Origin of the sequence: Aminobacter sp. SR38 (genome assembly GCF_014843375.1) — a bacterium.
Taxonomy (GTDB): Bacteria; Pseudomonadota; Alphaproteobacteria; order Rhizobiales; family Rhizobiaceae; genus Aminobacter; species Aminobacter ciceronei.
Genome location: NZ_CP062112.1, coordinates 1158675 through 1172460, shown reverse-complemented (window position 1 = coordinate 1172460; position 13786 = coordinate 1158675). Strand labels below are relative to the sequence as shown.

The 13786-nt window shown below is 63.7% G+C and carries 16 protein-coding genes; 7 read left to right on the top strand and 9 right to left on the bottom strand.

What is annotated here, in order from left to right; translation table 11 throughout:
- Nucleotides 1–75 precede the first annotated feature (75 nt).
- Nucleotides 76–978: a serine protease gene (locus IG197_RS05790; protein WP_192317598.1), complete on the bottom strand. Its 903-nt coding sequence runs from the start codon at nt 976–978 to the stop codon at nt 76–78.
- A gap of 212 nt (nt 979–1190) precedes the next feature.
- Between IG197_RS05790 and IG197_RS05785 the strand changes: the two genes are divergently transcribed.
- Both IG197_RS05785 and IG197_RS36160 read left to right on the top strand, forming a co-directional pair.
- A complete protein-coding gene (locus IG197_RS05785) occupies nt 1191–2084 on the top strand; it encodes a cation diffusion facilitator family transporter (protein ID WP_192317596.1) in 894 nt (297 codons plus the stop codon).
- Between the two features lie 105 nt (nt 2085–2189).
- Nucleotides 2190–2819 (top strand): hypothetical protein, encoded by a 630-nt coding sequence (locus tag IG197_RS36160; RefSeq protein ID WP_246765317.1) that lies wholly within the window; start codon nt 2190–2192, stop codon nt 2817–2819.
- Between the two features lie 146 nt (nt 2820–2965).
- On the opposite strand, the gene IG197_RS05775 is transcribed toward IG197_RS36160, so the two are convergent.
- Together IG197_RS05775 and IG197_RS05770 are read right to left on the bottom strand one after the other, a co-directional pair.
- Nucleotides 2966–3370 (bottom strand): tautomerase family protein, encoded by a 405-nt coding sequence (locus IG197_RS05775; RefSeq protein ID WP_192317594.1) that lies wholly within the window; start codon nt 3368–3370, stop codon nt 2966–2968.
- A 60-nt stretch (nt 3371–3430) separates the two neighbouring features.
- Nucleotides 3431–3886 (bottom strand): MarR family winged helix-turn-helix transcriptional regulator, encoded by a 456-nt coding sequence (locus IG197_RS05770; protein ID WP_246765316.1) that lies wholly within the window; start codon nt 3884–3886, stop codon nt 3431–3433.
- Between the two features lie 147 nt (nt 3887–4033).
- On the opposite strand from IG197_RS05770, the gene tnpB reads away from it, so the two are divergent.
- Together tnpB and IG197_RS05760 are read left to right on the top strand one after the other, a co-directional pair.
- Nucleotides 4034–4171, top strand: coding sequence for a transposase (gene tnpB / locus IG197_RS05765; protein ID WP_256441236.1), 138 nt, complete (start codon nt 4034–4036; stop codon nt 4169–4171).
- A gap of 157 nt (nt 4172–4328) precedes the next feature.
- A complete protein-coding gene (locus IG197_RS05760; protein ID WP_192319591.1) occupies nt 4329–5180 on the top strand; it encodes a PhzF family phenazine biosynthesis protein in 852 nt (283 codons plus the stop codon).
- Nucleotides 5181–5316: 136 nt separating this feature from the next.
- On the opposite strand, the gene IG197_RS05755 is transcribed toward IG197_RS05760, so the two are convergent.
- From IG197_RS05755 to purM, 3 genes are read right to left on the bottom strand one after another with little or no spacing between them, the layout of a single operon-like run.
- Nucleotides 5317–5844 (bottom strand): histidine phosphatase family protein, encoded by a 528-nt coding sequence (locus IG197_RS05755; RefSeq protein WP_192317590.1) that lies wholly within the window; start codon nt 5842–5844, stop codon nt 5317–5319.
- Between the two features lie 25 nt (nt 5845–5869).
- Nucleotides 5870–6574 (bottom strand): phosphoribosylglycinamide formyltransferase, encoded by a 705-nt coding sequence (gene purN / locus IG197_RS05750; RefSeq protein WP_192317587.1) that lies wholly within the window; start codon nt 6572–6574, stop codon nt 5870–5872.
- Entirely contained in the window at nt 6571–7635 is a 1065-nt protein-coding gene (purM, locus tag IG197_RS05745; protein ID WP_192317584.1) for a phosphoribosylformylglycinamidine cyclo-ligase, read from the bottom strand. The genes purN and purM overlap by 4 nt, the downstream gene beginning before the upstream one ends.
- A gap of 228 nt (nt 7636–7863) precedes the next feature.
- On the opposite strand from purM, the gene IG197_RS05740 reads away from it, so the two are divergent.
- From IG197_RS05740 to hdaA, 3 genes are read left to right on the top strand one after another with little or no spacing between them, the layout of a single operon-like run.
- The gene (locus IG197_RS05740) at nt 7864–8421 is read left to right on the top strand and encodes a CDP-alcohol phosphatidyltransferase family protein (RefSeq protein ID WP_192319589.1); all 558 of its coding nucleotides are present in this window, start codon (nt 7864–7866) and stop codon (nt 8419–8421) included.
- Nucleotides 8393–9682, top strand: a complete 1290-nt coding sequence (locus IG197_RS05735) for an AI-2E family transporter (protein WP_246765315.1) — start codon at nt 8393–8395, stop codon at nt 9680–9682. The genes IG197_RS05740 and IG197_RS05735 overlap by 29 nt, the downstream gene beginning before the upstream one ends.
- On the top strand, nt 9679–10386 hold the full coding sequence (gene hdaA, locus IG197_RS05730) for a DnaA regulatory inactivator HdaA (protein ID WP_192317582.1): 708 nt from the start codon (nt 9679–9681) through the stop codon (nt 10384–10386). The genes IG197_RS05735 and hdaA overlap by 4 nt, the downstream gene beginning before the upstream one ends.
- 47 nt (nt 10387–10433) lie before the next feature.
- On the opposite strand, the gene IG197_RS05725 is transcribed toward hdaA, so the two are convergent.
- From IG197_RS05725 to IG197_RS05715, 3 genes are all read right to left on the bottom strand, one after another.
- On the bottom strand, nt 10434–10811 hold the full coding sequence (locus IG197_RS05725; protein ID WP_192317579.1) for a hypothetical protein: 378 nt from the start codon (nt 10809–10811) through the stop codon (nt 10434–10436).
- A gap of 731 nt (nt 10812–11542) precedes the next feature.
- On the bottom strand, nt 11543–11827 hold the full coding sequence (locus tag IG197_RS05720; RefSeq protein WP_192317577.1) for a hypothetical protein: 285 nt from the start codon (nt 11825–11827) through the stop codon (nt 11543–11545).
- A 684-nt stretch (nt 11828–12511) separates the two neighbouring features.
- The gene (locus IG197_RS05715; protein WP_192317575.1) at nt 12512–13612 is read right to left on the bottom strand and encodes a helix-turn-helix transcriptional regulator; all 1101 of its coding nucleotides are present in this window, start codon (nt 13610–13612) and stop codon (nt 12512–12514) included.
- Nucleotides 13613–13786: the final 174 nt, after the last annotated feature.

Sequence of the window (13786 nt, the reverse complement as noted above, 5' to 3'; positions counted from 1 at the left end):
ATCGAGGATTGGCTGGGATTGAACCGAAGACCCCGGCACCAGGCCGGGGTGGTCACCTTCTGCAGCGGTCAATAGTCAAATGGAGCAACTGGCGTCGTAAAGGCGCAATGCGAAGCAGAGTTTTGCCTTCGTCAGGAGAGCGTCGTAGCTGCCGAATGGAAACTGGACATCTTCTGCAGAATGCACGGCGAAGACGTACCCCGAAATCCGAGCCATCGACGGCGAGCCGCTGGAGCCGGGGTGAGTGCGTTTTGATCCGTACACCAAGCCCTGGTAACAGCCGCTCACGGCCTCGCCGCTCTCCCACTGGCGCTCGCCATTGTTGAGCAGTGGGGTGTAGCCGTGGCGGATGAACGGGAAATAGTCTCCAATCCGACACGACGGCTTGAACAAACCCAGGCCAATGCGATGAACGCTGCGCGGGACAGGTGTCACCCGTATAAAGGCAATGTCATGAGCGAAGTCGCCTGATTGGTACCATCCGGCAAAAACGGTCACCTCTTCGGCCGTAAACCGACCAACAAAGCTGCCGTCAGCATATCCGGGCAAGAACTCGATGTTGGTGTAGAAGTTGCCGCCATTGCCGGGGTGAACGCAGTGGCCGGCAGTAATCACGAGATCGCCGATCACCAGAGTTCCGGTGCACTGTTTCGGGTTCCCCGATGCGTCGGTGAAATACACCTTTCCAATGCTGGTGTCCGGAGGAGTTACAGGATTCCGCGTGCCAGGCGGCTCACCGTTCGGCCGTCTGCTGTCTGTTGGCAGGCGGTCGTCCGCAGCTGAAAGCGGTGTTTTCTGAACGGAGTTTCCGAACCGGTACCACGTTATTGCTTCGGGAGCGGCAGCAAATGCACCGGCCGCTCGCTCGTCAAAAGGGATATCCTGGAATGGTCTTTCGGTTTCGATCGACTGAGAAAGAGCATCGCCGATTTGCAGAATACTGCAAAGCGCAGCAGCCAGGTATTTGATCCTCGACATCGTCCCCCTCCCCAAAAAGCTCTCCCCAGAGCAGGGTTCGATCTAAGACTGTTTGTGCAGCGGTCACAAGCGGCGTGCTCCTGTCAGGAGATACCGCACGTTTTCGTTGATACCGGTATCTTGCCACAAGGCTTTTGCCTCGAAGCCGCTTCACACTTTTCCCTGATGTGCTCTAGCTTGTGCCGACCGAAATCGGCGAGGGGGAGGCCTTGATGAGCGGCGACCATGATCACGGCGACATGACGAACACGCCGGTGTCGCGGCTGTGGATGGCCTTGGGCCTGACCAGCGCCTTCATGGTGGCCGAGGTGATCGGCGGGTTCGTCACCGGCAGCCTGGCGCTGATATCCGACGCCACGCACATGCTGACCGACGCCATGGCGCTGGCGATCGCGCTGGTGGCGATCAAGGTCGGCCGCCGCCCGGCCGACCTGTTGCGCACTTATGGTTATGCCCGCTTCGAGATCCTGGCGGCCGCCTTCAATGCGCTGCTTCTGCTCGCCGTCGCCTTCTACATTCTCTACGAGGCCTATGTCAGGCTGTTCCAGCCGCAGGACATCGCCTCGCTCGGCATGCTCGGCATCGCCGTCATCGGGCTTCTGGTCAATCTGACGTCGATGCGGCTGCTCGCCGGCCACAAGGACGGCAGCCTCAACGTCAAGGGCGCCTATCTCGAGGTCTGGGCCGACATGCTCGGTTCGATCGGCGTGATCGCCGGTGCTGCCCTGATCTGGCTGACCGGCTGGTCATGGATCGATTCCGTCGTCGCCGTCGGCATCGGCTTCATGGTCTTCCCGCGCACCTGGGTGCTGCTCAAGGAGTGCATCAACATCCTGCTCGAAGGCGTGCCGCCTGGCATGGAGCTGGCAGAGGTCGAGCTGGCGATATCAACAGTGCCTGGCGTGACCTCGGTGCACGATCTGCATCTGTGGGCGATCACCCAGAGCAAGGCGTCGCTGACCGCGCATGTGGTGCTGGAGGAGGGCGCCGATGCCGAGGTGGTGCGCCGGGCGGTGGAGGTGCGGCTGCAGGAAAAGTTCGACCTGCACCACACCACATTGCAGATGGAGCGGGTGAGCTGCGCGCCGCTGGAGCGCATCCACTGACCTGCGTCAACCTGTCAGCACTCTGTCCCATTATCTCTAACATCTGGAATGCCTATCTATGGCCCGGCCGATGCGTGTTCGGCGCGGAACCTTAGGAGAGCGTCGATGGGCGGGCATGATTTCAGGAACAGCGGCAAGGACCGCGACAGGGGCCGCGACAGGGGCAGGGATGGCCTGCTCGGCACGGTGCTTGGCGAAATCGGCAAGCGGCTTGGCGACAAGGCCGCAAACGGCAGTCATGATGGCAGCAGTTGGGGCGGCAGCAGCCATGGCATCGGTCGGGGCGGCGGCGGCAACTGGGGCGCCGATCAGCGTTCGCCGTCAGGCGACACTGCATCGGCGGCCTTCGGGCGCGACGGGCGCGCGCATCCGGGCAAAGCTGCGCCCCGCTCGCGTTTGCCCGGCTTCGGCAGCACGGCAGCGCTGGTCGTGCTGGTGGTGTGGACGCTGCTGGCCTGGGGCGGCTACAGCCTCGTCGACGGCGTGCTCGCCTGGACGTCGAGCAATGCCGGCGCCCTGGTGCAGACCGGTCGGGATGCCGCGGCTGCGACCGGCATCGGCTCGGAGGTCGTCGGTGTGGTCGGCAGCGCCGAGACGTCGGGCCTGCTCGGCGGATTTTTCGCGCTCCTCGGTGCCGTGCTCAAGCCGCTTGTGGTCGTGGTCTGGCTGGTCGGCGCGGTGTTGATCATGGCGGCGCCCAGGCTGGTGTCCCTGCTCACGCGCAAGTTCCGCTAGGCGGCCGGCGCGCCCCCAGGACGTGCGCACCCCAGGACGTGCGCACCCCCCAGGACGCGCCCGCAAGACAGGCGCCCCAAGACGCACATCCCAAGACAGGCGCGCGCCCCAGGACCTCACATGGCGCCGCGCGTTATGGCGCCATGTCAGATGCGGCTGTCAGGGTGCTGGTAGCGGAACTCCTGGGTCTTGCCGCCATACCCATAAGAGGCCGCGCGCACGTCATGGACGTGGATGTAGCTCTCTTCGTGGATGTCGCCGAGGATGTCGGCAAAACCTGAAAAAACCGCTTCGATGTAGCGCTTCTTCTCGTCCTTGGTGTTGGTCTCGTCGGTGACCTTGATCTCCAGCGCAAAGCTCGACTTGCCATGGCTCTGCAACGACTTGCCGGCGATGATCCAGTCGCGCGGGTCGATGTAGCTGATGGCGATGGCGGTCACCTCGGGCTTCTTGCCGAGAATGGTGCTGGTGTGTTCGGCGAGCATCGCCGCCACCTTGTCGGTCAGCGTGTCACTGCGCCGGGCTGATATCTTGACGGTGAGGATAGGCATTGTCTGTCTCCAGTGGTTAGCTATGCAACTATTGAGAATGGCTTGTGTGTGATAGCAGGCTCATTCCAGCCTGGCGGCGATCGCCTTGGCCTGCTCGACGAAACCGGCAAAAACCTGTTCGCCGAAAAGTCCTTGCAGGCGTTGGGTGACCGCGCCGCTGGCGGCGTTCAGCGCGTCCTTCATCGCAACCGCCTCTGCTGTCGGCGTGATCAGGGATTCGCGCCTGTCCCCGCTCGACTTGCTCCTGACGACAAGGCCCCTGGCTTGCAGCCCGTCGAGGCCGCGTGTCGCCGTCGCCCGGGCGATCTTCAATTCGTCAGCCAGTTCGCTCTGCAAAAGGCCCGGCCGCGCCAGCACCGCCCTGAGCATGAAGCCTTGCGGCGGCGTCAGGCCGAAGGGCTGAAAGGCCGCCGTCCAGACGCGGTCGAGCTGGCGCGCCAGGGCGGTGGTGTTGAAGTAGATGCAGCGGTCGAACATGAGACAGAGATAGCGCATAGTAGTTGCATATGCAATCATTTTTCGGGCTGGTCGGAAAAATTGCAGCCGGGCTCGGCGGGGTGCCGAAGATGGCTGGACCAGTGCATGGCGGGGCAGGGCGCGGCAGGGTGACACCAGTGGTGAAAGTCTGACCTTTGGTAGGAACGCCGCTTTCGACCCGATGCCTTGAAGCACGTTCCGATGAGCGGCCATCTGTTTGTCTTCCGGGTGCGGAGCGGCGGCCTGATCAAGGTGATCCGGCACGACGGCCAGGGTGCCTACCTGTTCACGCGCTTGATCGAGGCGGACAATGCCTGGGTATAATTTGCATTCCGTCAGATAGTAGAGGGGAGCCATTGATGCGCTGCTTCGCCGGGAGCTTCCTCTGAAGCCTTCTGCCAATACTCCGCGTTGGCTGACAGCGGAGACGGGTGGCAATAAGATGCGGCAAAGCCGCGTCAATTCAGAACGTCAGGACATCATGGTGAGACACGGAAACAAGAAGTTTTCATTCCAGCAGGTTGACGTTTTCTCCTCCAAAGCTTTGTTGGGTAACCCGCTGGCGGTTGTCATCGGAGCAGATTCCTTGACCGCATTTGAGATGGCTGCTTTCGCGCGCTGGACGAACCTCAGCGAAACGACCTTCCTTCTGCAGCCGAGGTCGGCGGATGCCGACTACCGCGTTCGCATCTTTACGCCTGTTGCTGAGTTGCCCTTCGCGGGCCACCCCACTTTGGGGAGTTGCCATGTATGGCTGTCTTCCGGTGGAAGTCCGAGGAGTGGCGACATTGTCCAGGAGTGCGAGGCAGGACTCATCCACATTCGGCGCGACAATGAACGACTTTCCTTCGAAGCCCCCGAACTGCGCCGCTCGGGTCCGGTGGAACTCGACATACTGACGCGCGTCACCAAAGGTCTGCGATTGACCTCTGAAGACATCATCGACGCCAATTGGGTGGACAATGGCCCCGGCTGGCTCGCTGTTCTGCTACGCTCCAGGGCTGACGTCCTGGCGCTGCGCCCGGATTTCACCGTTCTGTCCGGATTGCGGGTCGGTGTCGTTGCTCCCTGGGATCCTACGAAGGATGGGCGGGATGCGGATTTCGAGGTGCGTGCCTTTTCCGCGGCCGGTTTTGAAGATCCGGTAACCGGCAGCCTAAACGCTGGCGTCGCTCAATGGCTAATTGGCAACGGCAGCGCGCCTCCGTCATACATTGCCAGCCAGGGTACCGTCCTTGGACGGGAAGGACGTGTTCATGTGGAGCGGGTCGAAGATCAGATTTGGATCGGTGGCGACGTTACGACATGTATCGAGGGCGTTGCAGCCCTTTGATTTGAACGCCCGCCAGCGAAGTCGAAAGAGAATCCAACACGTGGTGCCCACGTTTGACGGCTGCGATGATTTCGTCTGGGGCCAGTCGAAGGGCCTTGGCCGAGGAAGCGATTGGTGCCGGCCTGGCGGCTGGGCCTCAGTCCAGTTCCCTGGGCCTGAGGCAATCGGTCAGGCGGGCCGAGCCGGCACGCAGCCCGCTCCAGTCGCCTTCGAAGGCGAAACGGGCCAGGGCGCCGCTCGGGAATTTCTGTTCGAGCGACCGCAGCGCCTCGGCGTTCGAACCGGGACCGGCAAGCCGGGCGGCGAACAGTTCGAGCCCCGGATTGTGGCCGACGATCAGCAGGCTGGCGATGCCGTCGGGCGCGGCAGCGGCGAGCGCGAACAGGTCGCTCGCCAGCGCGCCATAGATGCTGTCGTGGAAATGTGCCGGCGGCAGCGGCGCCGGCCATTCGGCTGACGCCAGCTCGAAGGTCTGGCGCGTGCGCATCGCCGGCGAGACATAGACGAGCTCGGGCAGCCAGCCACGTCTCAGGATTTCCGCGCCCATGCGCGGTGCGGCCTTCAGGCCGCGCGGCGCCAGCGGCCGGTCGAAATCGGCAAGCGCTTCGTCGTCCCAGCTCGACTTGGCATGGCGCAGCAGAACAAGGTGCCTAGTCTTCAGCATGCTCGTCGTCGCCATGCTGGTCGGCTCAGGGCGTGATGCGGGCGAGCTGCTCGAGATCGATCTCGTCGCGCGCCGGGTTCGGCGCGGCGATCTCGTCGGTGCCGATGCTGTCTGCGAAGCCGGAATAGGCCGTGCGGCTGCCGTCCATGCGCACCTTGCCTTCGGCAAAGAGCTTGAGGGCGAGGGGATAGAGCCGGTGCTCGGCCTTGAGCACGCGGGCCGACAGCGTCGGCTCGTCGTCGTCGATCAGCACCGGCACGGCGGCCTGGGCGATGATGGGGCCGTCATCCATTTCGGGCGTGACGAAATGCACGGTGCAGCCATGCACGCGGATGCCGGCGTCGAGCGCGCGCTGGTGGGTGTCGAGCCCCTTGAAGGACGGCAACAGTGCCGGATGGATGTTGATCATCCGGCCTTGCCATGTCTCGACGAAGCCGGTGGTCAACAGACGCATGTAGCCGGCTAGCGCCACGATCTCGGCGCCGAAGGTGTCGAGCGCCGAGCCGATCGCCTCGTCATGCGCTTCCTTGCTGGCATGGTCGGCGCGTGTCACCACCTTGGTGGCTATGCCACGGCTGGCGGCGATGCCGAGGCCGGGCGCATTGGCCTTGTCGGAGATGACGCCGACGATCTCGGCGGGGAATGCCGGGTCGGCGGCGGCGTCGATCAGCGCGGCCATGTTGGAGCCGCGGCCCGAGATCAGGATGACTGTGCGTTTGCGCTGCATCATAGGGCGAGCGACCCGCGATAGATGACGCCGGTGTCGCGGCGCGGCACGATGCGGCCGATCGGCGTGACCGTCTCGCCTGCTTCCTGCAGCACGGCGGCGACCTGCGCTGCCTGGCCGGCGGCAACCACCGCGATCATGCCGATGCCGCAGTTGAAGGTGCGCATCATTTCTTCAGGCGACACACCGCCTGTGGCGGCCAGCCACGAGAACACGCGTGGTGCCTCGATCGCCGACAAATCGAGCTCGGCCGAGAATTCCTTGGGCAGCACCCTGGGGATGTTTTCGGGGAAACCGCCGCCGGTGATGTGGGCCAGCGCCTTGATGCCGTTGGTCTCGCGGATCGCCTTGAGCAGCGACTTGACGTAGATGCGCGTCGGCTCGAGCAGCGCTTCGGCCAGGGTCGGGCCGTCGGCGAAGGGGGCGCGGTCGCTCCACTTCAGGCCCGACACCTCGACGATGCGGCGGACCAGCGAATAGCCGTTGGAATGAACGCCCGAGGAGGCCAGGCCGAGCAGCACGTCGCCCTCGACGACGTCGTCGGTCGGCAAAAGCCGGCCACGCTCGGCGGCGCCGACGGCAAAGCCGGCGAGATCGTAGTCGTTGCCATGATACATGCCGGGCATTTCGGCGGTTTCGCCGCCGATCAGCGCGCAGCCGGCCTGGCGGCAGCCCTCGGCGATGCCGGAGACGATGTCGGCGCCCTGGTCGGGGTCGAGCTTGCCGGTGGCGAAATAGTCGAGGAACAAAAGCGGCTCGGCGCCCTGGACGACGATGTCGTTGACGCACATGGCGACGAGGTCGACGCCGATCGTGTCATGCTTGCCGGCATCGATGGCGATCTTGAGCTTGGTGCCGACACCGTCATTGGCCGCGACCAGGATCGGGTCGTTGAAACCGGCGGCCTTGAGGTCGAACAGGCCGCCGAAGCCGCCGATCTCGCCATCCGCGCCCGGCCGGCGCGTCGAGCGCACCAGCGGCTTGATCTTCTCGACCATCAGGTTTCCGGCGTCGATGTCGACGCCCGCCTGCGCATAGGTGAGACCGTTCTTGCCTTCGCTCATCGCCAATTCCTGAAGTCGTGCGCTTTTGGGGCGCTATTCGCATGAACGGCCGGTTCCCGCAAGCGAGAGAGCCGGATTGCCTTGGAAACGTCCGCCAAAGCGGTGGACAGGCGGCTGACACGGCCCGCTCTCTTGCGATGCCGTGAAGTCTCGCCCATTTATCGACCAAAGACAGAATATCTCAAAAGACAAAGCATAATGGCAAAAAGCCGAGACGGGATGCTGATTGTGACTATTCCGAACATGATCACGATCATGAGGCTGATCCTCGTGCCGTGCGTGATCTACGCCATGCTGGCGGGCGAGTGGGACTGGGCCTTCGCCGGTTTTGTCATTGCCGGCGTCTCCGACGGCGTCGACGGCTTCATCGCCCGCCACTTCAACCAGCGTTCGGAACTCGGCGCCTATCTCGACCCGATGGCCGACAAGCTGCTCCTGGTCAGCGTCTTTGTCGTGCTCGGCATCATGGGGCACCTGCCTTTGTGGCTGGTGGTGCTGGCGGTGTCGCGCGACGCGCTGATCATCGGGGCGGTGCTTCTGTCGACGATCATGGGCCATCCGGTGAAGGTGCGTCCGCTGATGGTCTCGAAGGTCAACACGGCGATCCAGATCGTCCTGGCGGCGATCGTGCTGGCCGAACTTGCCTTCAGCTTTGCGCTCGGCCCGGTCCGGCCGGCGTTGATAACCATTTCCGGCCTCTTGACCGTCGCTTCGGCGGCAGCCTATCTCGTGGCTTGGCTGAGGCACATGAGCGGTTATGGCGAAGGCGACACTCCCAACCGATAACGAGGCGGCCGAAGAAGCCGCGGCGGCGGCATTCCGCAAGCAGATCCGTTTCTGGCTGATTTCGGCCGTCCTGTTCGCCGCCTTCCTCTATCTGTTCAGCGACATCCTGCTGCCCTTCGTCGCCGGCATGGCGCTGGCCTATTTCCTCGACCCGGTCGCCGACCGGCTGCAGAAGCTCGGCCTGTCCAGGCTGATGGCGACCGTGGTCATCCTGATCTGCTTCCTGGTGCTTCTGGTGCTTGGCCTGGTCATCATCATTCCGGTGCTGGCCTCGCAGATGGCCGACTTCGCCGCCAAGGTTCCGGGGTATCTCGAAAGCCTGCAACAGCTGATCACCAACTTCAATCCGCAATGGCTGGAGCAGCGTTTCGGCGTCGATGCGCAAGGCTTGCGCGAGGGCCTGAGCTCGCTGCTCAAGTCGGGCTTCGGTTTCGTCACCACCATCTTCCAGTCGATCTGGAGTTCGGGCGTGGCGCTGTTTTCGATCGCCAGCCTGTTCGTGGTCACCCCTGTCGTCGCTTTCTACATGCTGCTCGACTGGGACCGCATGGTTTCAGTCGTCGACAGCTGGATCCCGCGCGACCACGTCGTGACAGTCCGCCAGATCGCCCGCGACATCAACACCGCGATTGCCGGCTTCGTCCGCGGCCAGGGCACGTTGTGCCTGATCCTCGGCATCCTCTATGCCGTCGGCCTGACCTTGACCGGGCTCAATTTCGGCGTGCTGATCGGCCTGTTTGCCGGCCTGGTCAGCTTCATTCCTTATGTCGGCTCGCTGCTCGGCCTGGTGCTGTCGATCGGCGTCGCCTTCGTCCAGTTCTGGCCGGACTGGACGATGGTCGCAGCGGTTGCTGCGGTGTTCTTCGTCGGCCAGTTCATCGAGGGCAACATCTTGCAGCCGCGCCTGGTCGGCAAGAGTGTCGGCCTGCATCCGGTCTGGCTGATGTTCGCGCTGGTCGCCTTCGGCGCGATGTTCGGCTTCGTCGGCCTTTTGGTGGCGGTGCCGTCGGCGGCGGCCGTTGCGGTGCTGGTGCGTTTCGCCATCGGCCGCTACCTCGATTCCCCGCTCTATCACGGCCATGCCGTCGAGCCTGCCCAAGCCGCTCGCTTGCCGAGCGGCGCAAAAGCCCAAGGCGCTCGAGTGCCGGGCAGTGCAAGGATCGAGGCCGGCAAGCCGAGCGGCGCAAAAGCCGAAGCCGGCAAGCCAAGCGCCGCAAAGGTCGAAGCCCGCAGGCCGGGCGGCGTGAAACCGGAAAAATGACAGTGTCGCGCGAGCCGATCAAACCGCGCCAGCTGCCGCTCGACCTTGGTCATAGCACGGGGTTCTCGCGCGACGACCTCGTTGTATCAGGCGCCAACACGCAAGCCGTGTCGCTGATCGACCGCTGGCCCGAATGGCCGGCACCTGTGGTGCTGCTCGCCGGTCCCGCCGGCTCGGGCAAGTCGCATCTCGCCGCGATCTGGCGCGACCATGCCGACGCACTTCAGCTCGACGTTTCAGACATATCAGCCCATCTCGGTGAGGTCGGCACAGCCTCGGTGCTGATCGACGATGCCGACCAGGGTCGGCTCGACCAGAACGGGCTGTTTCACCTCATCAACACGGTGCGCGGCTCGGGCGCGCAGCTGCTGCTCACCGCGCGCAGCTTTCCCGTCGCCTGGGGCGTGACGCTGCCCGACCTCGCCTCGCGGCTCAAGGCTGCGGCGACCGTCGAGATCGACGAGCCCGACGACCTGCTGCTCGCCGGCGTCATCACCAAGCTGTTCGCCGACCGCCAGGTCGAGGTCGAGCCGCATGTCGTGCAGTTCCTGGTCCGCCGCATCGAACGCTCCTTGTCGACCGCCATCCGCGTCGTCGAGCGCCTCGACCGCGCCGCCCTCGAACAGAAGAGCCGCATCACCCGCGCACTCGCCGCCGAGACCATCGGCGCGCTCGACGCCGGCCAGGGCGAGTTCGAGCTCTAGGGCGCAAAGCCATAAACGAGAGATGGCACCAGCGGGGCAGGCCGGGGTCAGGAGGGCCGTGGCGGATCGACGATCGCGACCACGTCCATCGGGCTCAAGCCAAGTTCTCGTGCGAGACTGAGCGCGTTGGGAACGATCCAGTAGGCTGTATCTGGATCATAAGGTGCAGGCTGCATGGCCAGATTGTAGAGCGTCTTGGCGCATGCCTCCTCGAAGCAATATTGCGCTTCCGACCTGCGATCACTGAGGTTTTCTGCCTTCAGAGTCTTCAAACGAATGGCTTCAAACAGCTTGCGAGACCTGGGCCAGGAGCCGCGATCTCCAATCATCTGGTCGAGCTGTCTCAGCGTATCGGTATCCGCGCAATGCAGGCTAAACAGCCGGATCAGGCTCTGCATCTGTTGAAGGGCGGTCCATTTCGTCATGGCAGAACCATCTTTCCATAGAGGTCGCGCAGAACAAGATTGAGGAGCTTTTACAGTGGAATGACCAGCCGGATACGTCAAACGGCTCCAGTCGGGCCGAAGCCGTTTTATCGGCGCATCCCATTGCTTCAGGATTTGTTGCTGCCGAGCACGGCCCTTCCTCTTCGCCATCCCAGAGGCTCGACCCGACATTCCATGCCGTGAAGGTGAGGAATGTGAGGCGGGTGGAAGAAAGAGCACACGTCCTGCACCGCTTCGGCGCTGCCGCAAGGGTGAGGAATGTGGAGCGGGTGGAGGAAGAGCCTACGTTCTGCACCGCTTCGGGTGGGGGAAGAGCCTACGTTCTGCACCGCTTCGGCGCTGCCGAAAGGTCACGGCATGGATCCCAGGGTCTCCGCGTCGCTTCGCTCCTGCTCCGCCCTAGGATGACGAATTGGAGAGGCCGCTCGCGGCAACCAGCTCACCACCTAAGCCCGCGACGACGCCCCCGCCCTTCGTCATCCTAGGGCGGAGCAGGAGCGCAGCTCCGTCGCGGAGACCCTAGGATCCATGCCGTGAAGGTGAGGAATGCGGAGAGGGCGGAAGAAAGAGCACTTGCTCGCTTGAACACAGTTGCCATGCCGTTGCCGGAAAACCAGCCAGGGCAATTCCAGGAAGTGCAGCGGTTTTCCATCAGGAATTGCGCAGCCACAAAAAGCGCCTCCGCTATTCGAAGAGAAGCGGAACCGATCTTAGCCCCTGGCCAACCTGGAATAGAGCGCCTTGGCACCCAGCAGCACGGCCAGCAGCGTGATGTTGGAGACCAGGCCGACGCCGATGGCGAACGCCTTGGCGACGTCGTCGGAGGTGCCGAAGCTGTAGGGGATGAGCACGGCGACGAAGACGATGCCCAGCGCGATCGGGATCCAACGGTTCAGGGTCGGCGCGGTGTTGGCGGCGGTGACCACCAGCGCGACCAGCAGGCCGATCCGGAACGGGTCGGTCAGCTGGGCCAGATAGATGTCGAGAAAAGGCATTGTCGTTCCTCCCCATTCCAGATGTGCAGGTCGCAGGCCAACTGTCGAGTAAGCCTATCGTCTAGATCGTGGACTTCTAGCCGAATGAACAATGATTGCGGGACCTTTGCGCGGCAGATATCCAAGCAAGATGAGAAAGTCCGGAACAGTCGACAGACAGATTCAACAATGCGTTGAATGCCTAAGCCCGTATTTTGTTGGCACTTCGCAGATGTTGGAAATGTGCCCTGAGTGTTCGCACCTGATCTACGGCTACGACAACTGCCAGCATGCGTTTGAGGAAGGCTGCTGCAAGCTTTGCGGCTGGGACGGTAGCCGGTCACGGCACACCCAGCGACGTTTCCTGGAAAACAGACGGTGGGGAAAAAACAGGCCGAGAATCGACGCACTCATCACTGCTACCGAGCACGAGGAAATCCGCAAGCTAGAGACTGCTGTTGGAATGACCGTGCAGGAAGCTTGCACGATCATTATCGAGCGTACGAATTGGGGAACGCACACTTTCCCGGACCTTCAAGGTGGCAAAGGCACCGTCTCCCAGCGACGCCTGGCCCTGTTGGCCAGATGGGACGAGTGGACACGCTTGTAAGGGTCTCCACGCGATAACGGCGGAGTTCAGCTGTGCTGCTCGCTTCGCATGTTGAGGTCACGGACTGGATCGTCTCCGCTTCCAGCGACCACACCCTAGCTGCCCGGTCGGGGCAGCGTCACGCCGAGCAGCAGCCGGACCAGCGACGACTGTTTGGAGACGCCCGATTTGGCGAAGATCGAGCGCAGATGCGAGCGCACGGTTTCGCGGGCGATGCCGAAATCCTGGCTGATGGCGTCGATGCTGCGGCCGTCGGCGAGCGCCGCGGCAATGCGCGCTTCGCTCGGCGTCAGGTCGAACAGCGCCTGCAGCACCTTGACCGGCGGTGCGCCCGGGCCGGGCAGCGGCATGATGACCAGGATGCTGTTCATGCGGCTGAACAGGTCGTTGGCCGAGCCGCGCACCGGCAACAGATGGGCGACGCCTGACGGCTTGCCGTCCTGGCCCTTGATCGGGAAGGACTGGACGATGCCGCGCCGGGTGCCGCCGGCCAGTGCCGCAAGTGCCGCCTCGAGCAAGGCATCGGCCTTCCTGTCGCTGATCTGGGCGCGGGCCGTGCCGTCCTGCACCATGTCGGGGATCAGCCTGTCCATCAGCGCGTTGCAGGCGAGCAACTGGCCGCGTCCGCCCAGCACCGCCGCCGGCAGGCCAAGCGCCTCCAGCGCATCGGCGCCTGCGCGCGCCTTTTCCAGGCCGAGCCGCGCGCCGACCATGGCGGCGCGGGCGATATGCGGACGCAAGCGGTCGAGTGCCTCGACAAGGGGCCGCTCGAACGGGCCGCGCACTGTTGCGCGCTCGAGGTTGAACGACAGCACGTCGCCGGTGGGCAGCGGGATATGGGTGCCGGCGGCCCAGCCCATGCCGCGTGGCCGGAGGAAGTCGCGGTAGATCGGCTCTTGCTCCAGCTCCTCTTCGCTGAAGGCATCGAGATCGGTGATGAAGCCGGGATAGGCAAGCGCTTCGGCGCGCGCGGCGCGGCCGTTCACCGCCATCCAGCCCTCATCCATGAAGGCCTCGACATGCGGCGCCACCGCCTCGGAGGCGACATAGGCGGAAGCGCCGCGGCTGATGGTGAAGAGATAACCGCCCATGCCGTCGACGGCCCTGGCGAGGCCGTCGAGCAGGACTGGCCACTTCTCCGGGACGAAGGACGCCTCATAGATCTGGTCGATGAATTGTTCGGACAGCTCGGCCAATCGTTGCCACTCCCACCCTGGCCCGCGACCGGTTATGCAAAGTCATTCGCCCGTGGCGACAGGCCGGCGAGCGGATCCGCCAGGCCAGGCATGGTGCAACAGGCAGCCGAATTTCAGCTTTTGCTAACCATGCTTGCCGGAACGATAGCACTACACTTTGATTCATCAAATGCC